The sequence below is a fragment of the Carnobacterium jeotgali MS3 genome (assembly GCF_000745125.1).
GTDB classification, from domain to species: domain Bacteria; phylum Bacillota; class Bacilli; order Lactobacillales; family Carnobacteriaceae; genus Carnobacterium_B; species Carnobacterium_B jeotgali.
The window spans coordinates 239,119-265,384 of sequence record NZ_JQNF01000007.1; the positions used below are offsets into that span (position 1 = coordinate 239,119).

The 26,266-nt window shown below is 35.9% G+C and carries 20 protein-coding genes; 4 read left to right on the top strand and 16 right to left on the bottom strand.

Features of this window, described 5'->3' with window-relative positions:
- Positions 1–3: 3 nt before the first annotated feature.
- The 13 genes from BP18_RS07225 to BP18_RS07285 all read right to left on the bottom strand — a co-directional run bounded on the left by BP18_RS07225 (position 4) and on the right by BP18_RS07285 (position 16,004).
- Positions 4–711 (bottom strand): glucosamine-6-phosphate deaminase, encoded by a 708-nt coding sequence (locus tag BP18_RS07225; protein ID WP_007721601.1) that lies wholly within the window; start codon positions 709–711, stop codon positions 4–6.
- Between the two features lie 34 nt (positions 712–745).
- A complete protein-coding gene (gene nagA / locus BP18_RS07230; RefSeq protein WP_007721602.1) occupies positions 746–1,876 on the bottom strand; it encodes an N-acetylglucosamine-6-phosphate deacetylase in 1,131 nt (376 codons plus the stop codon).
- A 75-nt stretch (positions 1,877–1,951) separates the two neighbouring features.
- The gene (locus BP18_RS07235; protein WP_029276758.1) at positions 1,952–3,850 is read right to left on the bottom strand and encodes an LTA synthase family protein; all 1,899 of its coding nucleotides are present in this window, start codon (positions 3,848–3,850) and stop codon (positions 1,952–1,954) included.
- A 36-nt stretch (positions 3,851–3,886) separates the two neighbouring features.
- Entirely contained in the window at positions 3,887–4,837 is a 951-nt protein-coding gene (locus tag BP18_RS07240; RefSeq protein WP_007721606.1) for a glycosyltransferase family 2 protein, read from the bottom strand.
- A 127-nt stretch (positions 4,838–4,964) separates the two neighbouring features.
- Positions 4,965–5,792 (bottom strand): ammonia-dependent NAD(+) synthetase, encoded by an 828-nt coding sequence (gene nadE / locus BP18_RS07245; RefSeq protein ID WP_007721608.1) that lies wholly within the window; start codon positions 5,790–5,792, stop codon positions 4,965–4,967.
- A 124-nt stretch (positions 5,793–5,916) separates the two neighbouring features.
- Positions 5,917–7,395, bottom strand: a complete 1,479-nt coding sequence (locus BP18_RS07250; RefSeq protein ID WP_007721610.1) for a nicotinate phosphoribosyltransferase — start codon at positions 7,393–7,395, stop codon at positions 5,917–5,919.
- An 88-nt stretch (positions 7,396–7,483) separates the two neighbouring features.
- A complete protein-coding gene (locus BP18_RS07255; RefSeq protein ID WP_007721612.1) occupies positions 7,484–8,905 on the bottom strand; it encodes a glycosyl hydrolase family 28-related protein in 1,422 nt (473 codons plus the stop codon).
- Between the two features lie 26 nt (positions 8,906–8,931).
- The gene (locus tag BP18_RS07260; protein WP_007721614.1) at positions 8,932–9,390 is read right to left on the bottom strand and encodes a SprT family protein; all 459 of its coding nucleotides are present in this window, start codon (positions 9,388–9,390) and stop codon (positions 8,932–8,934) included.
- 151 nt (positions 9,391–9,541) lie between these two features.
- Complete coding sequence (locus BP18_RS07265; RefSeq protein ID WP_029276761.1) at positions 9,542–11,719, bottom strand: Tex family protein; 2,178 nt, start codon at positions 11,717–11,719, stop codon at positions 9,542–9,544.
- Between the two features lie 145 nt (positions 11,720–11,864).
- The gene (locus BP18_RS07270; RefSeq protein ID WP_029276763.1) at positions 11,865–12,707 is read right to left on the bottom strand and encodes a metallophosphoesterase; all 843 of its coding nucleotides are present in this window, start codon (positions 12,705–12,707) and stop codon (positions 11,865–11,867) included.
- Between the two features lie 34 nt (positions 12,708–12,741).
- Positions 12,742–14,259: an ABC transporter permease/substrate-binding protein gene (locus BP18_RS07275; RefSeq protein ID WP_029276765.1), complete on the bottom strand. Its 1,518-nt coding sequence runs from the start codon at positions 14,257–14,259 to the stop codon at positions 12,742–12,744.
- A gap of 1 nt (position 14,260) precedes the next feature.
- Positions 14,261–15,241 carry an ABC transporter ATP-binding protein gene (locus tag BP18_RS07280; protein WP_007721621.1) on the bottom strand — a complete coding sequence of 327 codons (981 nt, stop codon included), beginning with the start codon at positions 15,239–15,241 and terminating at the stop codon, positions 14,261–14,263.
- A 28-nt stretch (positions 15,242–15,269) separates the two neighbouring features.
- Positions 15,270–16,004 (bottom strand): metallophosphoesterase, encoded by a 735-nt coding sequence (locus BP18_RS07285; protein ID WP_007721624.1) that lies wholly within the window; start codon positions 16,002–16,004, stop codon positions 15,270–15,272.
- Positions 16,005–16,182: 178 nt separating this feature from the next.
- Here BP18_RS07285 and BP18_RS07290 point away from each other — a divergent pair, with 178 nt between their 5' ends.
- Genes BP18_RS07290 through BP18_RS07300 form a run of 3 tightly spaced genes read left to right on the top strand, consistent with a single transcriptional unit; the run spans position 16,183 to position 18,988 of the window.
- The gene (locus BP18_RS07290; RefSeq protein ID WP_007721629.1) at positions 16,183–17,043 is read left to right on the top strand and encodes an efflux RND transporter periplasmic adaptor subunit; all 861 of its coding nucleotides are present in this window, start codon (positions 16,183–16,185) and stop codon (positions 17,041–17,043) included.
- 14 nt (positions 17,044–17,057) lie between these two features.
- Positions 17,058–17,747, top strand: a complete 690-nt coding sequence (locus BP18_RS07295) for an ABC transporter ATP-binding protein (RefSeq protein ID WP_029276767.1) — start codon at positions 17,058–17,060, stop codon at positions 17,745–17,747.
- Between the two features lie 14 nt (positions 17,748–17,761).
- The gene (locus BP18_RS07300; protein WP_007721631.1) at positions 17,762–18,988 is read left to right on the top strand and encodes an ABC transporter permease; all 1,227 of its coding nucleotides are present in this window, start codon (positions 17,762–17,764) and stop codon (positions 18,986–18,988) included.
- Positions 18,989–19,120: 132 nt separating this feature from the next.
- Here the strand turns inward: BP18_RS07300 and BP18_RS07305 are convergent, their stop codons facing one another.
- The 3 genes from BP18_RS07305 to BP18_RS07315 form a co-directional block, all read right to left on the bottom strand.
- Positions 19,121–20,512, bottom strand: a complete 1,392-nt coding sequence (locus tag BP18_RS07305; protein WP_007721632.1) for an L-cystine transporter — start codon at positions 20,510–20,512, stop codon at positions 19,121–19,123.
- Positions 20,513–20,846: 334 nt separating this feature from the next.
- Positions 20,847–22,202 (bottom strand): DUF1576 domain-containing protein, encoded by a 1,356-nt coding sequence (locus BP18_RS07310; protein WP_007721633.1) that lies wholly within the window; start codon positions 22,200–22,202, stop codon positions 20,847–20,849.
- A gap of 181 nt (positions 22,203–22,383) precedes the next feature.
- Positions 22,384–25,050 (bottom strand): cation-translocating P-type ATPase, encoded by a 2,667-nt coding sequence (locus BP18_RS07315; RefSeq protein WP_029276769.1) that lies wholly within the window; start codon positions 25,048–25,050, stop codon positions 22,384–22,386.
- A 237-nt stretch (positions 25,051–25,287) separates the two neighbouring features.
- On the opposite strand from BP18_RS07315, the gene BP18_RS07320 reads away from it, so the two are divergent.
- Complete coding sequence (locus tag BP18_RS07320) at positions 25,288–25,977, top strand: zinc metallopeptidase (protein ID WP_007721635.1); 690 nt, start codon at positions 25,288–25,290, stop codon at positions 25,975–25,977.
- The last annotated feature ends 289 nt before the right edge of the window (positions 25,978–26,266 follow it).

Below are 26,266 nucleotides of genomic sequence, written 5' to 3' on the forward strand. Positions count from 1 at the left end.
CTCCTAACGTTGAATTAATTTCGCTGCTGCCTCATCTACAATCATAATTACATTGTCATGATTTTGCAAGATACTTCCAGGGACATTTTCAGTTACAGGTCCTTCAATTGTATTTTTGATAGCTTCAGCTTTTGTTTCACCATACGCCATCAAAATTATTTTTTTAGATTTCATAATTGATTTGATTCCCATTGAGTAAGCTAAACGTGGAACATCTTCAATAGTATCAAAAAAGCGTTTATTCGCTTCAATTGTAGATGGAAGCAATTCAACTTTATGTGTTGTTAAATCAAAAGAAGTCCCAGGTTCATTAAATCCAATATGTGCGTTGCTGCCAATACCTAAAATTTGAATATCAATTGGGTGTTTTTCAATAATTTGATCATAACGTTCACATTCTTCTTGTGCGTCTTTAGCCATACCATTTGGTACAAATGTTTCTTTAAATGGTTTTTTAGAAAAAAGTTCTTGGTCCATAAAATAATGGTAACTTTGAGAATCTGTAGGTGCAAGTCCCACATATTCATCTAAATTAAGAGCTGTCATTTCTGAAAAATCTACGTCACTTTGAATCATTTCGTGATACAAAGTAATAGGTGTACTCCCTGTAGCTAAACCTAATACTTTTGCTCCTTGATTCATGCCTTCTTTAATCAATTCAAATGCTTTCTTTCCGCCTTCGATGTTATCTTTCACAATAATTAGTTCCATTTTTTAATTTCCACCTTTTCTTTTCAATTTTAGTTTAATAAACCATTTTCCCGTAACTAAATGTATGCTCTACATCAAAATCATTGCTCATTAAAATTAAATCAGCATCCATTCCAGTTTTTAAACTACCTTTTTTATTTAACCCAAATTCTCTTGCTTGATTGACAGAAGTCATTTTTACAGCATCTTCAATAGAACAACCTGTAAAAGCCATAATGTTTTTAAATGCATCATTGAACGTTAATACACTTCCTGCTAGCGTTCCATCTTCTAATCTTGCTTGGCTATTTTTCACTAAAACTTTTTGTCCACCTAATTCACTTTCTCCATCTGGCAAGCCTTTAGCACGCATTGAATCTGTGATTACTTCAATTCTGTCTGGACCTTTAACTTTATATGCAAGGTTAACCATATCAGGATGGATGTGGTACCCATCGACAATCATTTCAGTATAAATAGAGTCTTCTAAGAATGCATGACCAGTCACTCCAGGTTCGCGATGATGTAACCCTCTTTGTGCATTATACAAATGTGTAATATGAGAAGCTTTAGAATCCATCAACTGAGCTCTAGTAGCATTGCTGTGTCCGATTGAAAGGACAATATTATGATTCACACAATAATCTTCAAATTCTGAAGCATCGCTTGTTTCAGAAGCATACGTTACTAATCGAATCCGGTTCCCACTTAACTTGTTCCATTTTTCCATTTGTTTTGCATCTGGCACACGAATAAATTCTTCTGGTTGTGCTCCTTTAAAAACTTTCGAAACAAAAGGACCTTCTAAATGAATTCCTTGTATCGCTGGATTTTTAATGGCCGCTTCATTGATCGCTACCAGTGCTTTATCGATAGCATCGTAAGATTGCGTCATCGTTGTCGCAAAGTAAGAAGTGATTCCTTCTTGATGCATTTTTTGGATCATTTGATTGATTTCTTCTGAATTCGCATCCATATTGTCGTAGCTGTATCCACCATGACTGTGGACATCAATAAACCCAGGCAAAACAATTTTCCCTGAAGCATCTTGTTCTTGATCAGCCGTTTCTTTTTTATATTCACTCATTCTTCCTACAGCTAAAATTTCTTCAGAGAAACGAATAAAAGCATTTTCAATCTTTTCTTCTCCTGTATACACTGTTACATTTGTAAATACATTAGCCATTTAAGTTTTCTCCTTTACTCTTTTTTATCATTATAAATGGTATAGACCAAAAAAGCAAGCGAAAAAATAAAGCATTTAATCTTCAAAGAAGTTAAACGCTTTACTATAATTTTCACCCACGGTCACATCGTATTGAATTGTATCATAAACCTTTAATAACTCTTGTGTTTCTTCTGAAAGATCTGCTCTTTTTTCAAATACTTCTGTTGAATTTCGTTCAATATATAACCCTTTTTCAAAAGCTGGCAAAGCTTCTTCTAACTCCATCAACAAAGCATAATAAGGGGTAACTTGCGCATTTGTAGTATTTAAAATATGATTCATGAAATAAATTGGGCTGATGGTTCCTAATGCACCCGATTTTTCTGCAAAGTTAGGATAAACTAACAGCGGAGTCTGATGCATTTTTAAACTTCCATTGGTTTCAGCAATAGTTTCACTATAAAAACTAGGTAAGTGGTCGCCCCAGAATATGACAATTGTTTTTTCAGGTAATTCATCTATAGTTGTTAAAAAATCAGCTAGTGCGTCATCACTATAAGACAAGTCCTGCAAATAGTTAGCTGCTTCTTTGGCATTTCCCGTTCCTTGAGCTGAGAAAGCTGTTCCAGGGTATTTACCACTATAAACCATATGATTCTGCATGGTAACCAAATGAATAAAATCCGATTCATCTGTGGTTTCCATTTGTTGTAAGACTTCTTGATAAGCTGATTCATCTGAAATATAAGGATTTTGACCTTTTTTAGCTGAAAACTCCATATTTGTTTCATTTAAAAATGTTGTAAACCCTAACTTTTGATATACTTCATTCCGTTTATACATCGTTGTATTATAGGGATGAATAGCCGTTGTTGCATAACCCTGCTGTTTTAAATAGGAGATGGCAGATGGCAGTTCATTCATTCTAGAAACCAATTGCGTATAAGGAGTTGTTAAACTTGCCGACATTGGTTCCATGGACAGTCCCGTCAATGCTTCAAATTCAATATTGGCCGTTCCACCTCCATATCCTTGAGATAAAATTGTTCCACTCAAAGTAGTTTCCTTCAATAGTCGTATTTTTGGAATAGGATCTTCTGAAACGGTTACTCCTTCCAGAGCTAAAGGATCTGAAAAACTTTCATTCATTACATAAACGATATTCACATCATTTATTGCTGCTGGTCTCGTTTCGTTTATTTCAGCTGCTCTTTCTTTGTATTTTTGAACGATATCCGCTATTTGTTTTTTTGAATAGTTAGCTGGTTCTGTCATTGCATCGACACCCAAGTTATACAAAAAGCCTCCTATAAAGCCATTATTATAATAATTCATTTGTTGGCTGTAAGGTATCCAATAGGCATAACGATCGTAGGCAGACTTCAATACATTTCCCGGCTGATTAAATCCAATGCTGTAATGAAGAACACCGCTAGTGATAATAAACGTTACTCCTCTTACTATCCAGTTTAATTTCTTTTGTACCGGATTAGTCCATTGCTTTGAACTTCTTTTTTTCTTAATGAACAAGATAATACCTAGGCTCACTAGACTTATTAGTAAGATAATAACCGCTATTACTAATTTTCTATCAACCATTTTAAGCAAAAAAGGCAATTCATTGATCATCGTGAAATCAGAGGGATATAACGGCTCACCGCGTAAGGCCATCTTCTGTTGCGTGGTCACTCCCATTGCTACTGTGATAATCAACAAAATTAATGCACTCAACCAACGAGAGCCGCTGAGTGCTGTAAGCCATAAATACAGCGTAAATAACAAAAACATTCCTAATAAAAACATCTCTGTATGCCACTGAAAAGTAAAATGAATAGCTAAGGAAAAATTATATTGATTTTGAAACAGTTGCAAGGAAAAGTTTCCAATGAATGCTGTAATCAATCCTAAAAGAATCGTTTTCAAACCATTTATCAGCCTACCAGAATCGCTATCTGTAAATTGATTCATTCGTTTTTTATTTATTTTTTTCATCACAGTCACCTTTACTAAAAACGTTCTTAACCTGTTTTATTTTTTTGGCTTTTTATCTGTTTCTTTTAAAATATAAATGGGTCTTTTTTTTGTTTCTAAATAGGTTTTTCCAAGATATTTCCCTACTATACCTAAACAGAATAATTGCAATCCTCCGATAGCTAGTATAATCGTCACTAAAGAAGGCCACCCAGCTGTTGGATCGTCAAATAAGACCGTTCGAATAATAATCACGATCATGAAGAATACAGCAATAATAAAAGAGGCTAATCCTACAAACGATGCTAGTGCCAAAGGAATATCTGAAAAATCGACTATTGCATCTAATGAGTATTTAAATAAAGACCATACCGACCAAGACGACTTGCCAGCCACACGTTCCTTATTTTCAAACTCTAAATATTTTGTGTCAAATCCTACCCAACTAAAAATCCCTTTTGAAAAACGATTTACTTCAGTCATACTGAGAATAGCATCCACCATTTGGCGGGTCATCAATCTATAATCTCGCGCTCCATCTACAAATTTCACATCTGAAATACGATTCATCACTCGATAAAACTCTTTTGCTAAAAATGACCGAATAGGGGGCTCGCCTTTTCGATTGACTCTTCTTGTCCCTACACAATCATAAGATTCATCCCGTATTAAATGGAGCATTTGTGGCAATAATTCAGGTGGGTCTTGCAAATCCACATCCATTACAGCTACATAGTCACCAGTAGTATGCTCTAACCCTGCATACAAAGCAGCTTCCTTTCCAAAATTTCGTGAAAAGGACAAATATCGAATCGAATCGGGGTAATCTTGTGCCATTTCTCTTAATACCGTTAATGTATGGTCTTTCGAACCATCATTAACAAAGATATATTCTATAGTCGTATTCGTCAACGCTGTACGGATTTTCTCCACTGCAGCAAAAAAGAGAGGAATCGTTTGTTCCTCATTATAACAAGGAACGACGAGTGACAACTTCTCCATTTCCATTCGTTCCACCTCCTTGTTTTTTTTTTTTGAAAAGACTTTAAAAATCTAGCCAATTTATAAGAACAAAAAAGCTGGAATTTGTCTTCCAGCCTTTTATAAATGCTTATTTCCTTTATTGTTCAATTTTTCATTTCCAAAAATCATCAAATATCGTAATTGGCAAGTGTCGTTTGTGTTCTGTTTTTACAAACCAACTTTCAATTTTTTGAGCTGCTTCTGCTGGCACTTCTTTGCCTTCTAAGTAATCATCAATTTGATCATAAGTTACGCCTAATGCTTTTTCATCTGGTAATGATGGTTTATCTTCTTCTAAATCTGCAGTTGGTATTTTTTCGTATAGATGTTTTGGGGCTTCAAGTTCTTTTAATAGAGCTTTTCCTTGGCGTTTATTTAATCTAAAGATTGGATTAATGTCCGTTCCGCCATCACCAAATTTAGTGTAAAATCCGGTAACGGATTCCGCAGAATGATCGGTTCCCACTACAGCACCCTTATGACTTCCAGCTATAGCATATTGAATAATCATTCGTTGACGAGCTTTGATGTTTCCTTTAACAAAATCACTAACAGTTGTACTGCTATCTTCTAAAGTTTGTACAGTTGCATCTACTCCAGGTTTCACATTAACTTTAACAACTTTATCTGCTCCAATAAACTCAATGGCATCCATAGCGTCTTTTTCATCGGCTTGTTCCCCATAAGGGAGGCGTACAGCAATAAATTGATATTCGTTATCTCCAGTCTCTTCTCGCAATTCAGTCATGGCCAACTGGCTTAATTTCCCAACTAACGTCGAGTCTTGCCCTCCGCTGATACCCAATACTAACGTTTTTAAAAAAGAATATTTTTTTATATAATCTTTTAAAAAATCCACACTTTTTCGTATTTCAATTTTTGGATCAATAGATGGTTGAACGCGCATTTCTTCAATGATTTGTTTTTTTAATTCTGCCATATCTGTGTCCCCTTTTCTTTGATTAATCGTTAAACGTAGTATAGCATAGTTTTTTTTGACTTTATCATTTCTAACTTCAAAAAAAGAATCAGTAACTGATCCTTTTTTTGAAACTATTTTACTATTAGATAAGTGGTTTATTTGACAGTTTTTTCACGTCATCGCGTGCTTTTTCAATGGACTTAATTTTATGGTGATACGCTGATTGTGATAGATCTACTGGATATGCCTCTGGATTTAAGCTACGTTTATACTCTTCCCAAAGCATCCCTAAACTGACTTCAGCATACGTTTTAATTTCCATTAATTTTGGCAGATCATACACTAATTCTCCATCTACAAAAATTTCTTTTAGTAGAGGTCTAGCACTAAAATCCGTTACTGTTTTATTAATATATGTGTGTACCGGATGGAACATAAACAATTCTTCTTTTTGGTCGGGTCTTTCTTCCCAAAGAGTAATATAATCGCCTTCTGACTTGCCATCTTCATTTTTAGTAATACGCCACACCTGTTTTTTACCCGGTGTTGAAACTTTTTCAGCATTGCTAGAAAGTTTCAATGTGTCTACCATATTTCCTTGTTCATCTTCAATAGAAACTAATTTATAAACAGCTCCCAGAGCCGGTTGGTCGTATGCTGTGATTAATTTTGTCCCTACGCCCCATACATCAATGCGAGCACCTTGCATTTTCAAGTTTAAAATGGTCTTTTCATCTAAATCATTTGATGCATATATTTTTGCTTCAGTAAATCCAGCATCATCAAGTTGTTGACGTACTTTTTTTGAAATGTATGCCATGTCTCCACTATCAATCCGGACACCCAAAAAATTGATTTTATCGCCAAGTTCTCTTGCAACTCGAATAGCATTTGGAACGCCAGATTTCAAAGTATCATAAGTATCTACTAGAAAAACACACTCTTTATGTGTTGTCGCATACGCTATAAATGCATCATAATCATTGCGGTAAACTTGTACTAATGAGTGCGCATGCGTTCCACTAACAGGAATACCAAAAATCTTCCCTGCACGTGTATTACTTGTTGCATCACATCCTCCAATATAAGCAGCTCTTGTTCCCCAGATAGCTGCATCCATTTCTTGTGCTCTTCGCGTACCGAATTCTAAAACGGGCTCATTTTTTACAATTGATTTGATGTTAGATGCTTTGGTTGCAATCAACGTTTGGTAATTTAAAACATTTAAAATAGCTGTTTCAACTAGTTGGCAATCTGCTAACGGACCTTCTACTTGAATAAGCGGTTCTCCTGCAAAAACAACTTCTCCTTCAACCATTGAACGAATCGTTCCTTTGAATTTAAAGTCTTTTAAATAAGCTAAAAATCCTTCTGGGTATGTGTTTAAACTTCTTAAGTAATCAATATCACTTTGCGTAAATTTTAATTTTTGAATGTACTGCACAATGCGCTCTAATCCGGCAAAAACAGCATATCCACTATTAAAAGGGTTACTTCTAAAATACGATTCAAAAACCGCATGTGCATCTGCTTTTCCTAATTCCCAATAGGTTTTCATCATATTGATTTGGTATAGATCAGTGTGTAATGCCCAACTGTCATCTGGATATATCGTATTCATTACTCTTCCCCTATCTCTAATTTATTCCCGTTAATCATAACATAAAACTACTAGAAATATGGCGATTTAAAGATTTTATCTGACTAGCTTAAACCACGTATCCATCTAGGTATACTCTACCTGTTTCTTTACCTATGCGGACAGGTTTTTTTGCATGTCCATAATTTCTCAACTGAATTCCTTTAATAGCAACTTCTGCTGCCCGATATTGGATAGCTATAGCAATTTTGTCTGACCGATTCTCTTGTTTGGTTACAGCAAAAAACTGGTGAATGGCTACTTTTTGGTACGCAGATACAACTAGTGATCTTGGCGTTGAAGCTGTATAAAGATTAGTCGTTTGCGGATAACAAGCGGCAAGAAAAGTTGCTCGTATACCAAAAGCTGATTTCGAGTAAGCATCATCTCCTTGGTGGTGACCGATGTGCCTAAAATTATAAGATCGGTTGTCATGCTCCGAAAAGTGCCCAACAATTTGAACATCCGAAGCGGCCGAACTTGTTTCATGAGCTTTTATCTCAACCCCTCCAAAACAAAAAGCTGTATGGTTATTTACTAAAGTCACATGTTGCGAACCATCATCTACTTCGATTCCATTTGAATTAGAGTAGCCTTTTTTGTGAGAACGTCCACTAGGATGATGCGCATAAGAATTAGAGATAAACAGATAATCGCTATGGTGAGTGGTAATTCCATCATCGCCAAATCCGCTTGTTTCAATTTGATCAATCCAAACGTATTGACTGCCTCCAGTTGCTCTAAGACCGTCTCCTGAGTAATTATATAGTGTTGATGTAACATCGATGCCATGCAATCCCGGATTAATTATTTTCACATTACGAATTACAGCATATTTCACTTTGGCTAGCGTAATCCCACTTGAGTATGTTCCACCGGTCGCTGTCTTTTCGGTGCTGCTTAACCTTGTAACATTCCAATCTAAACTCATTCCTTCAATATAGATATGATGATTGCCATTTAAATGATGTTTATTCGTAATCAAGCGTGCTTTTTTGGGGGCATCCTTATGCAAAACAAGCCTAGTTCGATTGATTCCACTTCCAACCAATTCTGTATGAGAAGGAACTTCAATTTCTCTAATGACATAATTTCCAGGTGGGATGATTACCCGTCTAAATCCTGAATCCAAAGCTTTTTTAAAGGCGGTTGTACAATCTTTCTCTCCATCACCCACTGCACCATAATCAAGAACAGATACCGTTTTTGTTCTCTTTTTCAACCAAGTCATTTCAAAATCCAATACTATTTTCCAAAGTGGGAAAACCGTGCCCTTTTTATTTACTAAGACAGGTGGTTCAGTCGTAAAATCATTTTTTACAGAACAGAGTCCACTGATTGTTGACCAACTTGATTTTTGTTGTGCCAAACTACCTGCTAGCGTTCGAAATATTTTTTCTGTTTCATCAATCGCTAGTTGCTTTTTTAACGGACTGCCGTATGAGGGGAAAACGGTCATTAATTTTTGCTGAATTATTTGTGTTTGATTCATTTTTTTCACCCCTAAGTTTTGTTATTTCATTCCTGAATCTTAATGTACAACAACTTACCGCTACATTGACCACAAACGTACTTTTGAGTATTCACTTTACGCTGACGATAAATGAACTGTGCACAACTTTGACATTGATACACTACTCTTTTTTTTACTGGCTTAGGGTTACCTAACGACTTTACAAATCTTGATCCACCGACTTCAGTTAATAGTTGTTTAAATTCTTTGTCTTTGTGCTGAAATCCTTTACCCGATAAATGCAAATGATAATGGCACAGTTCATGTTTAATCACGCCTAAAAACTCGTCTGCTCCAAATGTTTCTAACACTTTTAGATTGAAGTCTAAATGATGCGACTTTAAATGGTAACGCCCTCCAGTTGTACGCAACCGATTGTTAAAAGTTGCTTGGTGCTGAAAAGGCAATCCAAAACAATCGAGTGATGTCTTTTCCACTAGTACCTGTAACTCAATTTGATTCATTCCGACTCTTCCTTTTAAATCCTAATTTTATTTCATCAATTAATTACTTAGGCTTTATTTTACAAGTTTACCCGCTTTCCTACAACTAAAAACCGTTGCACAAAAAAAGGAGTTGGGACACGTACTCCCAATTCCTTTTTTTATAAAACTCTTATTCTTTTGGTTTCAACATGGTCAAAGCAATTCGCCCTTTTTTCAAATCAACATTATCGACCCAAACGGTTACGACATCTCCGACTGAAACAACATTTGTTGGGTGTTGCACATACCCTTTACTTAGTTTAGAAATGTGAACCATTCCGTCTTGTTTAACTCCAACGTCTACAAATGCACCGAAATCAACGACATTTCTGACAGTGCCTTCTAGTTCCATACCTGGTATAAGGTCTTCCATACTCAAAACATCCGTGCGCAACAATGGTGCTGCTAATTCATCTCGCAAATCGCGACCCGGTTTTGATAAAGCTTGTACCATATCTTTTACCGTTTCTTTACCTAGCTCAACTTGTTCAGCCAAAGCTGATAAATCCATTTTTTCTAGAACTTTTTTGGCTTCCATACTACCTATATCTGCTAAAGCTAGTCCTGCTGATTCAAGTATTTGTTTTGCCTCTTTATAGGTTTCAGGGTGGATACCTGTATTATCTAATACATTTTTCCCGCCAATAATACGTAAGAATCCTACTGCTTGTTCGTAAGCTTTAGGTCCCAAACGAGCAACTTTCTTCAATTGAGCACGGCTTTCAAAACGCCCATTTTCTTCACGATAAGCTACCACATTCGTTGCGGTTGTTTTATTCAAGCCTGCAATATGTTGCAATAAAGGTGCACTTGCAGTATTCACATTGACACCAACTTGGTTAACGGCCGTTTCCACTACAAAATCAAGTCGTTCTTCCAATTGCTTTTGAGAAACATCGTGCTGGTATTGACCCACACCAACCGATTTAGGATCTATTTTAACCAGTTCAGCTAATGGATCTTGTAAGCGACGTGCGATACTAACCGCACTTCTTTGTTCCACTTGCAAATCTGGAAACTCTTCTCGAGCCGTTTTACTTGCTGAATAAACGGAAGCGCCCGCTTCATTTACAATGACATAAAAGACTTGTCTTTCTAATTCTTTCAAATTCTCAGCAACAAAGGTTTCAGACTCACGACTAGCCGTTCCATTGCCGATTGCAATCATTTCAACTTGGTAAGATTCGACTAATTCTTTAAACTTAACCGCTGCTTCTGCACGTGCATTTGCACCTGCTGGTTTATGCGGATAAATCACATCAATCGCTAATACTTTACCTGTAGGATCGATAACAGCTAGTTTACATCCTGTACGGTAAGCTGGATCCAAACCTAAGACAATTTTCCCTTTTAACGGAGCTTGCAATAACAAATTACGCAAGTTTTCCCCAAAAATATGAATGGCTTGTTCACCCGCTGTTTCCGTTAATTCTGCACGAATCTCACGTTCAATTGATGGTCCGATGAATCTTTTGTAACTATCTTCGTAAGCAGCTTTTATAAACGGTACCGTTGTCGATTGAGGCTGTTCAATTAATTGTTTTTCTAAGTATTCATGAATTTTTTGTTCATTCAACTCAAAAGAAACCTTTAAAATATCCTCTTTTTCGCCACGATTCATTGCTAAAATACGATGAGAAGCGACTTTTGACAATGGTTCGCTATAGTCATAATACATCTCAAAAGTTCCCTTTTCATCTTTTTCAATTTTTTTGACTTTAGCTGTGATAGCTCCATTTTTAAAACTATAGTCACGAATCCATGTCCGATATCTAGGTTCATCCCCAATTTGTTCGGCAAGAATTTCATGTGCTCCAGCTAATGCCTCTTCACTTGTAGCAATATCATTGTCTTCATTAACGTATTTTTCTGCTTCTACTTGTACACTGTCATTCGGGAAAGACAGCAACCATTCTGCTAAGGGTTCTAAGCCACTTTCTTTTGCAATCGTTGCTTTCGTCCGGCGTTTTTGTTTAAATGGACGATACAAATCTTCCACTAGTTGCATTTTCGCTGCTTTTTTAATTTTTCCTTCTAGTTCTGGTGTTAATTTTCCTTGTTCATCAATCGTTCTTAGGACATCATTTTTACGTTTTTCTAAATTCGTTAAGTAGCTATGACGTTCTTCTATTTCACGTATTTGGACTTCATCCAATGTTCCCGTCATTTCTTTCCGATAACGGGCTATAAAAGGGACTGTATTCCCTTCAGCTAATAAGTCCAAAACCGTAGTTAATTGCTTTTTAGAATAACTTTTTAATTCATTTTTTAATAGATCTAATACTATTGATTCATTTGTTTCAGTCATGTAGCTCTTCCTCTCTCGTTCCACTTTACTCAACTATTTTACCATAAACATAGTACTCTCTCCAAATCACTCTTTTATACCGAATATGATTGTGCCAGTAAAAAATGCGCAAAAAGGATTAGTCCCTTTTGCGCATTTTTTATTTCTAGTTTTTCATCAATTTCTCTGGTAAATGGAATGTTACTATCGCATTAACAATTTCTGCTTCTGGATCTTTCGTTAGCCAATGTTTAGATCCGCCTAAGCACGCACAAATATAGGTGGTTTGATTGTCCACTAAGGTTTTCCGGAAATGAACATGCCCCATAATACTATACGCAATCGGATACGTTTGATACAACTTTTCATACGAAGAACTTCCTAGAAAAGCATTAAAATAATCATAGATTTTATGTGGCAAGGGAACGACAAACTTTGGATGAGTGACCACATGTGTCATTAAGATAACCTTTCGTTCTCCAATGGATTGGAAATCTGATTCTAACTTATTTAGCATCAATTGAGCAATTTGTTTATTCTCTTTTCCCCAATGAACGTAGCGCTTGTCTTGCCATGCACCGAATCTTAATTTCATTTCATTAAAGTCTGCTTCTGTATATTTAGTATGATCTCCATAACCATAATCATACCAACCAGCATTTCCGACAATTGCCCATTCATCATTCAAGATATAAGGTTTATTTAACAAACTATTTGTTTTATTTTTGAAAAACTGATAGATTTTTTGGGTATCCGTTTCTCCATTTTTTATTGACCAGAAATCATGATTTCCTGGGACAAACAATACAGGAATTCCACTTCTAGTTGTAACTTCATCTAAAAACTGTTGAGATACTAAATAATCACTGCTGATGTCCCCTGCAATCAACAGCAAATCAATCTTTTGCCGGTTGATTTGCCTAGTAACGATTTCTGCAAATGTTTCGTTCTCAGCTAATTTTTTCTTATTGGTATCAATATGCAAATCTGATAGTACACCGATTTTCATAAACTTCTCCTTTATAGCTTACACATATCATTCTTTATTTTTCTAATAAACCTTGATCCATTAAAAATTGTTGTGCAACTTCACTTGCACTCTTTCCGTCAACATTTACAGCATAATTCATTTCTCGCATTTCCGCATCCGTAATTTTTCCAGCTAATTGGTTTAAAATATCTTCAACTTCTGGGAAATTCTCGATTGTTTCGTCTAGCATCAATGGAGCCCCTTGATATGGCGGAAATAATCCGCGATCATCTTCTAATACAACTAAGTCATATTGAGCAAGTTCGCTATCGGTTGAATACGCATCTACTAGATTAATATCGCCTGTCTCAATAGCTGCGTAACGCAGTTTTGGTTCCATTGTTTGAACTTCACCAAATTTAAGACTATATAAATCTTGAATTCCTAGATAACCATCTTGACGATCAGAAAATTCTAAAGTAAAGCCTGCTTTAATTTCATCTGCGATTGGGATTAAATCAGAAATGGTTTTCAGATCATATTGTTCCGCTAATTCTGATGTAACCGCCAACGTATAGGTATTGTTAAAGGCCATGGGTTTTAGCAACGTCATATCATATTGGCTTGCTAGACCTTTTTTAGCTTGTTTGTAAACGTCTTGTTCATCTGTTGAATTTAATTCTTCATTTAAGAAAGTAGCCAAAATTGTACCCGTATATTCAGTATACACATCAATATCTCCAGATTCTAATGCATTGAACACAAAAGTTGTTTTCCCCATATTGGGCTCCAACGTAACTGCCACATCTGTTTCTTCTTCAATTAAGTATTTATACATATTCATAATGATTTCAGGTTCGGCACCTAATTTTCCAGCAATGACCAATTCTTCTTTATCTTTCATTAATAATGGTGCTATTAACAAGCCTAATATAATGACACTAAGAATGCTTAATGTAATCATTGTTTTCTTAAATGAAATCTTTTCAAATAAGCTTAAAAGGTAATCAAATAAAATGGCTAATAATGCAGCTGGAATAGCTCCCAATAAAATCAAATGATTATTTCCGCGATCGATTCCTAATAAAATAAGACTTCCTAATCCACCGGCTCCAATTAAGGCTGCAATGGTTCCAGTTCCAATAATCAATACCATTGCATTCCGTATTCCTGCCATAATAATAGGCATAGCAATCGGAATCTGTACTTTAGTAAGTTTCCTCCATCGATTCATTCCCATTGCATCTGCCGCTTCATTTAATGATGGGTCAACTTCCATTATTCCAGTGTACGCATTTCTTAAGATTGGCAGCAAAGCATAAATAACGAGTGCTATAACAGCTGGTACAGTTCCAATCCCTACTAATGGAATCATTAAACCTAACAGAGCAAGTGACGGGATAGTTTGAAAAATAGATGTAATTTGAATCATAACCGTCGCCATTCTTTTATGTCTCGTTAAGTAGATTGCCAACGGAACAGCTATAATAACTGCTATGAATAATGAGATAAATGACAATTGCATGTGTTCAATCAGTGCGGTTAATAATTCACCTTTACGTTCCTGAAAGGTAGTGATAAATTCATTCATACTATCTCACCATACTTTCTTTTTCAACTTGAATTTCTTGAGCCAGGTAATCGAGCAGCTGTTGTTTTGTAATCTTGCCAATTAAATTGCCTTCATTCTCTTTAATATTCACAAATTCTTCTCTAGCTAAGGCAACGACCAATGTATCAACCGTATCTTCAAGAGCTAAATAAGGCCCCATTCCTTCAACTGCTTCTCTGACTTCTAACTTTCCAGTAGCTATGATTTGTTGAATCGTTGGAGACTCTTTAAAATCATTAATACCCGTTTGTAAAAAGTTACGCACAAAATCATTTTTAGGGTGTCTTCGAATGTCATCGGGTGTTCCTATTTGTTCTATTTTCCCATTGTTCATTAAACAGATACGGTCTCCCAAAGCTAGCGCCTCTTGCATATCATGCGTTACAAATACAACTGTCTTGTTCAACTTTTTCTGCAGTTTAGCTACATCCTGTTGTAAATTGTGCTTGCTGATTGGATCTAACGCACTAAATGGCTCATCCATTAAAATAATATCCGGATTAGCAGCTAAAGCCCTGATAACACCAATTCTTTGCTGTTCTCCACCTGAAAGTTCAGCTGTTTTACGCTTCCGGTATGCTTCTGGTTCTAGACCAACACTATCAAGAAGCTCGGTCACTCTATTTTGCATATCTTCTTTAGACCACTTTTTCATTTCCGGTACGATTGTAATATTTTCTTCAACTGTCATATTGGGAAATAAAGCAATCTGTTGCAATACATACCCAATATTCCAACGCAATTCTTGTAAATTGTAATCACTGATGGGTTTTCCATCTATCCGAATAAAGCCTGATGTTAATGGAATCAATCGATTGATCATCTTCAGTGTCGTTGTTTTCCCACTTCCACTTGGTCCAATAAACACAAAAAATTCTCCATCTTTTATTTCCAAATCGATATTTGATACTACCGGTTTACCTTTTTCATATTCTTTAGACACATTTTCAAAAAGAATCATTTTATCACTCCTTCATTTTTTCTCTATTTTATATTTCTCCATCCCAAACAAATCCTGTATTATCTAGTTTGATATCTTTGACTAGCTTTTCTTTATTAAATAATACACCATGAAGCGCTCCTCCGTATACAGCTCCTCCATCTATGCCAATTTTATTATCATTGATCCATAAATCCGTTGTTTGATTGTCTCCGAATAAAGCTGGCGTAATGGTATGACCAAACACAATCGTTTTTCCGGTAGTATTTTTTGCTTTATGAAAAGGATCACGAATCCAGACATAATCTTCATCAGACGTTTGATGCCAATCACGCTTAGCTAAATCAACACCTGCGTGGACAAATATAAAATTTCCCCATTCATAATAGAGAGGCAGTGTTTCAAGAAAAGGGCGCAGCTCAGGATAACGACTAGTTAAAAATAATGCCATTTCTGTAGGTGAATATTCTGCATCTAAACCTGGATGTAAGAACGTTTCAAGAGTTTTCATTCCACCATTTAAACAGTAGAGCTCATAATTTTTTTCAGGATGATCCATAAAAGCCAACAACATATCTTCATGATTGCCTTTTAAATAGATCGCTCCTTTTTGCTCCACTAAAGTCTTTGCTAGTAAGAAACAGTCTTTTGGATTCTCGCCACGATCGCCTAAATCCCCAATTAGAAGCAACTGTTGGGACTCTTCATCCCAATGGCTCAACAGTTCTTTAAACAGTGAGATTTGGCCATGAACATCCCCAATTGCAAATAATTCTCTTTTCATCATCTAACACCTCTTTAGCGCTTTTCATTAGTATACCAGTTGCCCGATAGATTTTATAAAATAATGATTTTATCATTTAAAATATAAGAGCTTAGTCTAGACTATAAAAACTAAAATCATTATAATTAATAAAACGCTTACCACTTCTAATGTCCCCATAGAAAGGAAGTATCGTACTATGAATTGGAAAAAAGGAATCGGAATTATTATAGCTATTGCGGTCATCATTTTTATTGTTTACAGCGTCGTAAATTCTAACTCAGAGGAAGAAACAATTAACGTCCAAACCGCTAAAGTAACGCAAGAGACAATCAAGGAAACGTTAAGCACAACTGGAATAATTGAGTCTACCCAAACACAAGCTATATTTGGACAAGGGTTTGTTCAAGATGTGCCAGTAAATGTAGGTGATTCTATTGAAGAAGGAGACCGCCTTATTTCTTATAGTGATGGTACAACCCAGACGGCTGACTTTAGCGGAACAGTCACAACTGTTAACGCAAAAAATGACCAAGTAGATTTGAGCAGTCAAACTGGAGAACCTGCTATTGTTATTGCCGACTTGACGGATTTACAAGTGACTATAAATTTAAGCAAATCAGATGCACCTCTTGTTGAAAAAGGACAAACTGTCGTTCTAACAACTGGAGAAGAATCATTTAATGGAACAGTCTCACACATTGATCCGGTAGCCTCAACTACAACGAGCCAAACTGGTACATTGACGGCTGTAAAATCCATTATTTCATTTGATACGCCACCTGAAAATCTATTTGTTGGCTTCGATATTGATGTAGCTATTAACACAAACACTGCTGAAAATGTTTTGGCTATTCCAATTGAAGCCCTATTATACAATGAAGATAATAAACCGTACGTTTATGTTGTAGAAAATGGAAAAGCAATAGTTAGACAGATAGAAACGGGTATTCAATCATCTACCCACGTAGAAGTAAAAGATGGCCTAGAATTAGACGACTCAATCATATTATCTCCTGATGATACTATCAATGACGGCACCCTAGTGACGAGTAAATAGAAAGGAGTACGAACATGATTAGTGTGAAAAATATTATTAAAACGTATACAACTGGTGCCGAAACATTAGTCGCTTTAGATACCATTTCCCTGGAAATAACTGCGGGTGAGTTTACTGCAATAATGGGACCCAGCGGATCCGGAAAATCGACATTGATGAATATTTTAGGTTTATTAGATCGCTTTGATTCTGGTACGTATATGCTGAATGATCAAAATGTAAGTGATTTAACGGATAACGAAAGTGCAAAAGTGCGCAATAAGGAAATCGGATTTGTTTTTCAATCCTTTAATTTGATGCCGCGTATGTCCGTTTTAGAAAATGTTGAATTGCCATTAGTTTATACAGGTGTGAAAGCTAAAGAAAGACGAGAACGTGCTTTACAAGCCTTAGAGCGTGTCGACCTAAGCAATCGCGTTAAACACAAACCAAATGAAATTTCTGGTGGTCAAAAACAACGGGTTGCCATTGCTCGAGCGATTGTAAATAATCCTTCTGTATTAATGGCAGATGAACCTACAGGAAATCTTGATTCTAAAACAACAGTCGACATTATGCGTATTTTCCAAGAACTGAACGCCGAAGGAACAACAATTTTAATGGTCACCCATGAACCTGAAGTAGCCTTATATACTAAACGAATTGTCACGTTTAGAGATGGTGTATTAGTAAGCGACCAGCCGCAGCAGCAAAAATTAGTATAGAAAGGAGCTTTCGCATGAATATTCGCGAGAATTTCAAAATGGCTGTAGATAGTATCTTTTCAAATAAATTGCGCTCCCTCTTAACTATGCTGGGCATTATTATAGGAATCGCGGCTGTTATCGCCATTCTATCCGTAGGGAATGGCGCAACTTCAGAGATCACAAAAACGTTCAATGATTTTGGAGCTTCTACCATTTCGGTGTCTGTCAGCGACAAAGCTTCAGTTGATGCAACTATTACAGACGCTGACATTGAAGCACTAAAGAACTCTATTCCAGAAATCACTCGTATCTCGCCAGATAATACGGCTAATACGACCGTACGTTCAGTTTTTGATAGCCGCTCAGCATTGGCCTTTAGCGGCACATCCGATTTGCAATACACCAATCGGTCAATGGAAAGTACTATCACCTATGGACGTTACTTCAATCAAAGTGATTACGATGATGCAAAAGAAGTTGTCGTGATTACTGAAGATACAGCTGCGGCGTTATTCAACGGGCGCCAAAATGTTATTGGAGAGACCATACAGCTGATTGGCAACACCGGAAACACATTAAATTTAAAAATTATTGGTATCATGGAAGGAACTTTTCAAGAATTACAAGGCTCATTTGATTTAAGCCAAATGCCGTTATATTTGGCTCTCCCTCTTACAACAATGAAAAAATTGAATCCCACAGTAGCCGTTATGAATAGTTTGACCGTCCAAGTGACAGATAAGGATGCAATTGAATCTGTCTCGAATCGCATGGTTCGCCTATTAGAAACCAGACATGATACCGTAGGAGAAGATATGTATACAGCAACGAATTTCTTGCAAGCACTTGATCAAGTAGATTCAGTCTTAGGCTTATTCGTCAACTTCATTGCTGCTGTAGCAGGGATTGCTCTATTAGTAGGTGGAATTGGTGTTATGAATATTATGTTGGTTTCAGTCACTGAACGAACCCGTGAGATCGGGACAAGAAAAGCTTTGGGAGCAACAACAAACACCATCCTTTTTCAATTTTTAATGGAAGCTGTTATATTGACTTTGATTGGCGGAATCATTGGCCTTGTATTAGGAATACTGCTTGCAAACGGCATTGCTAGTGCATTAGATATTGTTCCAACTATTACTTTGGGATCCGTCCTTTTAGTACTTTTGTTTTCTACTGCTGTTGGTGTTTTCTTTGGTATCTATCCGGCTCGAAAAGCTGCAAAGCTAGATCCAATCGAAGCGTTAAGATACGAATAATTTTTTGTCCCAACAGCAAAATAACATTAATTCACTAAGGTCCCTGTTTATTAATAGACAAAAAAAACGTTCATTGCTAAAGTGCAATGAACGTTTTTTAAGTGACTGAAACTGTTAGCTCAGTCTATTTTTTTAGATGTCAGACTTTACAACTGCAGAGTCATCATTGAAAATTTCTTCATTGAATGTTTTTAATCGTTTAGATGATACGATACCTGCAATCATACTGTCATTTACATTCAGCAATGTACGAGCCATGTCAATGATTGGTTCAACCGAGATAACTAATCCAACGATTGCTACAGGTAAGTTTAATGATCCTAATACGATCAATGCAGCAAAGGTTGCTCCACCACCTACACCTGCAACACCAAATGAACTGATGGTAACAACTGCCATAATTGTAAGAATGTATGCTGGGCTAAAAATATCTATCCCTGCAGATGGAGCTACGATAGCAGCCAACATTGCTGGGTAAATTCCAGCACATCCATTTTGTCCGATAGACAAACCAAATGTTCCAGAGAAGTTTGCAGAAGCTTCATCTACACCTAAAGCTTTTGTTTGTGTTTCAATATTCAATGGTAATGCTCCTGCACTAGAACGTGCAGTAAATGCAAAACTCAATACAGTAAAAGTTTTTTTCAAATATTGGATTGGGCTAACTTTAAATCCAAGTAAAATAAGCATGTGAATTAAGAACATGACAATAATTGCTGCGTATGAAGCAATTACAAAAACACCTAAATTAACGAGTGCATTAAAATCACTTGTTGCTAACGCTTTGGTCATCAATGCGAAGATTCCATAAGGTGTTAAACGCAATACCAATGTAACAATACGCATTACAATCGCATATAAACTGTGAATGATCTTAGCAAAGAATTCACCGGCTTCTTTATCTTTACGGTGAACACCTAAGTAAGCTACTCCCACAAAAGCCGAGAAAATAACAACAGCAATTGTACTTGTAGAGCGAGCATTCGATAAATCAGCAAAGAAATTAACTGGAATAAATTCTAAAATTTGTTCTGGAATACTTAAATCCGCTACTAATGCTTCTCTTTCGCTTAATTCTGCAATACGTGCAGTTTCAGCAGCACCTTGACTAAACTCTGCTCCATCTAAGTTAAATACCATCACACTTGCAACCCCAATTAAAGCAGCTATTGCTGTTGTTGCTAATAAGGTTGCTAATACATTAAAACTAATTTTTCCAAGGTCTTTAGACCCCTCAATTTTTGTAAAAGCTCCTACAATGGATACAAAAATCAATGGCATGATTAACATTTGTAAAAATTTAACATAGCCTGTACCGACTATACTGATCCATTCAATAGATCCCGTTGTTACCTCACTGCTTGAGCCGAATATCAATTGTAAAACAGCTCCGAATAAAACACCTGATCCTAAAGCAATAAAAACACGTGTTGAAAATTTCATGTGTTTCTTTTGTAATTGCCAGAACCCAACCAGTACCGCAACAAACAGTACTAATATAATACCTATATAAAGATTTGTCATAATGATCCTCCCTTTTTTTGCTCTCTTAAATAAGAAAGCAGATCCATCATAAGATTAAAGGTCTCAAGTAGCCCAGTCCAAAGTGACTACCCTAAATTCAAGGATTTTCCTCAATTTTTAGTGACTAATAAATATTACTTTACTTTTGTAAGGAAATCAAGTAAAAAATACTATCTAGCCTATCACATTGAAAACTTAACTCATCATATTAGGAGGAATATTTTTGCTAAAACACTTCATCTTGAAAACTGCTACACAAAAAAATTAATAAAACTAAACGCTGCAAACTAACGAGAAGACATTAATTTAAAGCGTTTAATTTTATTATTCCAAGCTATTTTTTGGGTTCTTCTAGATCTTTAACAGATTCAGTGTTGATCATAGGCTCTGTAAGTTCTTTATTTTTCCGTTTACTTTTATGGAAAAAAAAGACTTCTAATAAAGGAACAATTATGGCTGCTGTAAACCCGCCTGAGAAACCATTGTTATAGAGATTCATACCCGCATGTAAATAACTTATATTAGTTACAATAACCATATGCAAACTGCCTGCTAAAACACCTGCTATTACCCCATAGTGCCCACTAACTGGTGCTAACGTTGTTCCAAATAGTGCAGTAAGTAAAAAACTAGTGCTCGATAATTCAGTTGATGTTAACCATCCTACGAGCAGCACTCCTAAAAGAATAGGAAAAACGTTTTTTATATGTTTTCCGAAAGCTCCAAAACCAACTACTGTAAAGATCCCTCCAATAACTGGTCCATTTAATTCTCCTTTTACTACCAATACAAAAGTAGTAGTTAGCATACCTAGCAAAGCCATATTTATGAAGGTCAACCCTAAACCATGGCGTTCAATAAAATCTGGTCCACCTCTTCCGTCTTCTTTCAAAAATTTAGCATATCCCGAAAATGACCTTCCATTAAGATAAATTCCTGCACTAAGTAATAAAACAAACAAACTGTAAAGATAAATAGATAAAGGTTTATTATAACCAGATGACACTAAATAAACTGTATCTACTTCTATCCCATAGGCTCTGAAAAATGCAATAAAAGCCATCCCAATAATTCCAGCAGTAAATCCAATGTTATAGAGACTAAATCCTTTATGAAAACTAACAAAGTGACGTGATAAAGGTGGCAAAATCAGTCCAACAACAATGCCTGCTGTACAACCTAAAAAGATTCCCATAAAAAACGAAAATCCACTATTGAACGCTACTTCACTCACTAATGGCCCTAAAGCCGTACCGTATAAAGCAGATAACAAATAATTTTTAAATGGTGTACGAGTCAATTTCGCATACAATAATACCCCAACAATAATTGGAATAGAATTAAACAAATTTTTACCAAATAAAGAAAAGCCTGCTATCGTGAAAATAGCAGCAAATAGTGGTCCTGTTAGCGCTACTTTCGTTGAGCGGATAATTAATAAACTCTTTATAATCATCAATGCTGCATTGATGAATGCCGCACCAACATTTGCAAGTTTAAAATAGTCCGTTATAAGGTTAGCAGGAGAAATAAGAATCTTAATACTCCCGCGCCATATTTCTTCAAGTGTATTGAAGTAAAGAGCTAGCCCAACTAGCGTAAACGAGAATAAAAAAGCTATACTATATTTTATTTTTTCCAGAATTATTGGATCTTCTACCTTTAAAGGTAGAAATCTTACTTTTCCCATACGCATCAACCTCTTTTCTTTGATCACCCGATTAGTCTTTTAGTTGTCTTTTTCAAAAAAGCGAGTACTTGCTATTTAAAAATAATAACACGCCTTTTTTACAAGCACAATATTTTTTTTATCTACCTTCTTTCTATAAAAAAAGCATTCCTAAAATCAGGAATGCTTTTCTTTATTTAGTTTATTCTTTTGAAAACTTTCGCATAAAGAATTTCACTATTTCTACTAAAGGAATAATGGAAATAGCAGATCCTAATACTAACAGCCATTGATTCATATTTAATGATGACACACTAAATGCATCATTTAAACCAGGTATTAATATAACGGCACTTAATAATGCTGCTGATAATAAAATAGCTAAGTTAAATGTTTTATTTTTGAAAAATCCAACCGTGAATAGCGATTTTTTGATCGATTTGACATTAAATGCATGGAATAATTGTAATAACCCTAGTGTAGCAAATGCCATTGTTAACGCATCTTCATGAACGAGATGTAAATCATTTGGATGTGCTGGATAGTGAGTTGCCCACCAGTACACAAATAATGTAATTCCTCCTTCAAAAATCCCTTGATAAATCAGACTAGGAAGAACTCCATTTGAAAAGAAAGTTGCTTTTCTTCCTCTTGGTGGCTTTTTCATTGCGTCCGCTTCAGCTGGTTCCAACCCTAAGGCAATTGCTGGGAAAGTATCTGTCACAAGATTGATCCATAAAATATGGACCGGTGCTAGAATATTCCACCCTAGTAAAGTAGCAATAAACAAAGTAAGCACTTCACCTAAGTTAGCTGATAATAGAAATTGAATCGCTTTTTGAATATTTGAAAAAACTTTCCGTCCTTCTTCGACTGAAACGACAATCGTTGAAAAATTATCATCTGCTAAAACCATATCACTAGCGCCTTTGGAAACTTCGGTACCTGTAATTCCCATTCCAATTCCGATATCAGCTGTTTTAAGTGCTGGCGCATCATTTACTCCATCACCTGTCATGGCAACGATTTTACCAGCTTTTTGCCAAGCTTTAACAATGCGAACTTTATGTTCAGGGGACACCCTAGCATATACAGAATAATCTTTCACTTGTGTTGCAAAATCTTGATCACTGATTTTATCTAATTCTGCTCCCGTTAAAACGCCACCTTGTTGTGTTTCTTCCAATATACCTAAACGTCGTGCAATCGCTTCTGCTGTATCTCTGTGGTCTCCAGTAATCATTACCGGACGAATCCCTGCTTCTCTTGCTACTCTAACAGCATCTTTAGCTTCGGCACGTTCTGGATCAATCATACCCGTTAGCCCAGCAAAAACTAAGTCTTGTTCAACACCTTGCGTAGTTACATCGGTTGGCAGTTGATCAACAATTTTATAAGCCATCGCTAGCACTCGTAAAGCTTGCGTTGCTAAATCATGGTTCATATCTAAAATAGTTTCTTTCATTTTTTCATCTAACGGTTGAATCTCGCCTTTATTATCTACTTGTGTACATCTTTTTAACAGTTCGTCAGGTGCACCTTTTGTTCCAATGAAAAATTTCCCATCAGGCAACTGATGAATCGTAGACATCAATTTGCGATCCGACTCAAAAGGAACTTCCGCAACACGAGGCTCTTTGGTTAATTCCTCTTTCACATTCATTCCTTTATCCAATGCAAATTTCACCATTGCTGTTTCTGTTGGATCACCAATCAATGTTCCGTCATTTGCGATTTGGGTATCATTACTATATGTCATTACTCGAACAATGGGAGCTAGTAAATCAATCTCGTCTTCACTACTTTGTATAGCACCATTAAGATAAATCTTTTCAATTGTCATTTTATTCATCGTTAATGTACCCGTTTTATCAGAACAAATAATATCCGTGCTGCCCAATGTTTCAACAGCTGGTAAATTTCGGATCAATGCTTTTCGTTTTGCCATTTTTTGCGTTCCTAGAGCTAATATAATTGTTACAATCGCAGGAAGTCCTTCAGGTATGGCCGCAACGGCTAAAGAAATCGACGTTAACAGCATATCTAACCATTCACGGCCATTAAACATCCCTACCCCAAACATCACGACAGCAACGACTAAAATTACAATCGTTAAGTATTTTCCTAACCGATTCAAGTTTTCTTGTAAAGGTGTCATTGTTTCTTCAGAAGTAGCCAGCATATCTGCAATTTTGCCTACCTCTGTGTTCATACCTGTTCCAACAACAATCCCTTCTCCACGACCATAAGTTACATTGCTGTTCATATATGCCATATTGAGTCGGTCGCCAATACCTACTTTTTCATCTTCAATTACAGTAATGTCTTTTGATACAGCTTCAGATTCTCCCGTTAAAGCAGATTCTTCTATTTTAAGAGAAGCAATTTCAATTAACCGTAAATCAGCTGCTACTACATCTCCAGCTTCTAATAATAATATATCTCCAGGAACTAATTGGTCGCTTTTCAAAGAAACAACATTTCCATCTCGTTTGACTCTGGCTTCCGGAGAAGACATCTTTTTCAAAGCATCAATTGCTTCTTCCGCTTTAGCTTCTTGATACACTCCTAATATAGCATTTAAAACTACAACAACTAAGATAATAATAGCATCTGTAACATCTCCGAAAATAGCTGAAATAAGAGCAGCTGCTAATAAGACTAAAATCATAAAATCTTTAAATTGTTCTAAAAATTTAACCACGATACTCTTAGATTTGCCTTGATTCAGTTCGTTTGGTCCAAATTCGGCGATCCGCTTTTCAGCTTCACTTGATGTAAGTCCCTGTTGGGTCGTTTCCATTTTTTTCAAAAATGTTTCTTCATCTTGTGCAAAAAAAGTTTCTTTCAATTGCTGCTTTTTTTCCATTTCCCATACATCCTCTCCAATTTAAAAGTTGTTAGTACAGAAAAACAAATGATCTTTCCCTTATAAATTTGATTATAACTTTTGACATTTCTTTAAGCAAAGTATATGAGTTTCAATATTTAGTTTTTCAACATATTTTATTTAACAAAGAATTGCTAATATTACGAAAATCTTCACATATGACATTCATCGCTTGTGTTATACTAATCAAAAGGAAGTAGAAAGGTGGAAATCGAGATGTTTTTCTTTGATCAAACTTATATTTTAATTATTATCGGTGTTCTATTATCTGGAATTGCAAGCTCATTCGTCAAAAGTACGTATGAAAAATATAGTAACGTGACGAATGCAAAAGGATACACTGCCACTGAAGTTTCGCGTCTTATTTTAGATAATGCCGGATTGCAGCATGTAAAGATTGAGGCTGTCAGAGGTGATTTAACAGACCATTATGATTCTAGTGCAGACATTTTACGTCTATCCGATGCCACCCGTCATTCACGCTCAGTTGCTGCTATTGGTGTCGCTGCTCATGAAGTAGGACACGCTATCCAAGATCAAAAAAATTATATTCCATTAAAACTAAGAAGCGCTTTGGTTCCAGCTACAAACTTTGGCCAAAAAATTTCTTTTCCAATGATTTTATTAGGTGTTATTTTTGGATACAACCAGACTTTGATCAATCTGGGAATCATTTTCTTCTCTGTGGCACTGATTTTCCAAGTAGTTACGTTACCGGTTGAATTTAATGCTTCTAACCGAGCCATTGCTATTTTAAGAGACCAACAAATTTTAAATTCTACTGAAGTTCCGCAAGCTAAAAAAGTCTTAGATGCTGCAGCTCTTACTTATGTTGCGGCAGCCATTGCTTCTTTCTTACAAGTCCTCAGATTAGTTTTACTATTTGGCGGCAGAAGAAATAATTAAATTATGATTTTATATAGATAAAAAGAGAATCCAAATTTGGATTCTCTTTTTTGGCTCTATACTTTTTAGTGTGGATAGATGAATGTAGTTCATGCTTAACACTTCTGGGGAATTGGATTGCTTGTAGCCCTGTAAAGTATTCAATGCGAATGACGTCGCTTTAGCGATTAAGCTGTGTTTGAGGCTTGAAAATTCTTAAGATTTTAGACTTAAGATGGTACCAGGGCTCTTACAAGCAAATCCGTCTATTCCGAAAGAATTTTTAAAAGCAGCCACACTATTTGACGAA

Coding starts and splice junctions, on each gene's coding strand:
- BP18_RS07295 (WP_029276767.1), top strand. CDS start 17,058: ATGATTAGTGTGAAAAATATTATTAAAACGTATACAACTGGTGCCGAA.
- BP18_RS07275 (WP_029276765.1), bottom strand. CDS start 14,259: ATGAATGAATTTATCACTACCTTTCAGGAACGTAAAGGTGAATTATTA.
- BP18_RS07305 (WP_007721632.1), bottom strand. CDS start 20,512: ATGACAAATCTTTATATAGGTATTATATTAGTACTGTTTGTTGCGGTA.
- BP18_RS07300 (WP_007721631.1), top strand. CDS start 17,762: ATGAATATTCGCGAGAATTTCAAAATGGCTGTAGATAGTATCTTTTCA.
- nadE (WP_007721608.1), bottom strand. CDS start 5,792: ATGGCAGAATTAAAAAAACAAATCATTGAAGAAATGCGCGTTCAACCA.
- BP18_RS07255 (WP_007721612.1), bottom strand. CDS start 8,905: ATGAATCAAACACAAATAATTCAGCAAAAATTAATGACCGTTTTCCCC.
- BP18_RS07320 (WP_007721635.1), top strand. CDS start 25,288: ATGTTTTTCTTTGATCAAACTTATATTTTAATTATTATCGGTGTTCTA.
- BP18_RS07250 (WP_007721610.1), bottom strand. CDS start 7,395: ATGAATACGATATATCCAGATGACAGTTGGGCATTACACACTGATCTA.
- BP18_RS07270 (WP_029276763.1), bottom strand. CDS start 12,707: ATGAAAATCGGTGTACTATCAGATTTGCATATTGATACCAATAAGAAA.
- BP18_RS07235 (WP_029276758.1), bottom strand. CDS start 3,850: ATGAAAAAAATAAATAAAAAACGAATGAATCAATTTACAGATAGCGAT.
- BP18_RS07265 (WP_029276761.1), bottom strand. CDS start 11,719: ATGACTGAAACAAATGAATCAATAGTATTAGATCTATTAAAAAATGAA.
- BP18_RS07315 (WP_029276769.1), bottom strand. CDS start 25,050: ATGGAAAAAAAGCAGCAATTGAAAGAAACTTTTTTTGCACAAGATGAA.
- BP18_RS07285 (WP_007721624.1), bottom strand. CDS start 16,004: ATGAAAAGAGAATTATTTGCAATTGGGGATGTTCATGGCCAAATCTCA.
- BP18_RS07310 (WP_007721633.1), bottom strand. CDS start 22,202: ATGGGAAAAGTAAGATTTCTACCTTTAAAGGTAGAAGATCCAATAATT.
- BP18_RS07280 (WP_007721621.1), bottom strand. CDS start 15,241: ATGATTCTTTTTGAAAATGTGTCTAAAGAATATGAAAAAGGTAAACCG.
- BP18_RS07240 (WP_007721606.1), bottom strand. CDS start 4,837: ATGGAAATGGAGAAGTTGTCACTCGTCGTTCCTTGTTATAATGAGGAA.
- BP18_RS07290 (WP_007721629.1), top strand. CDS start 16,183: ATGAATTGGAAAAAAGGAATCGGAATTATTATAGCTATTGCGGTCATC.
- BP18_RS07225 (WP_007721601.1), bottom strand. CDS start 711: ATGGAACTAATTATTGTGAAAGATAACATCGAAGGCGGAAAGAAAGCA.
- BP18_RS07260 (WP_007721614.1), bottom strand. CDS start 9,390: ATGAATCAAATTGAGTTACAGGTACTAGTGGAAAAGACATCACTCGAT.
- nagA (WP_007721602.1), bottom strand. CDS start 1,876: ATGGCTAATGTATTTACAAATGTAACAGTGTATACAGGAGAAGAAAAG.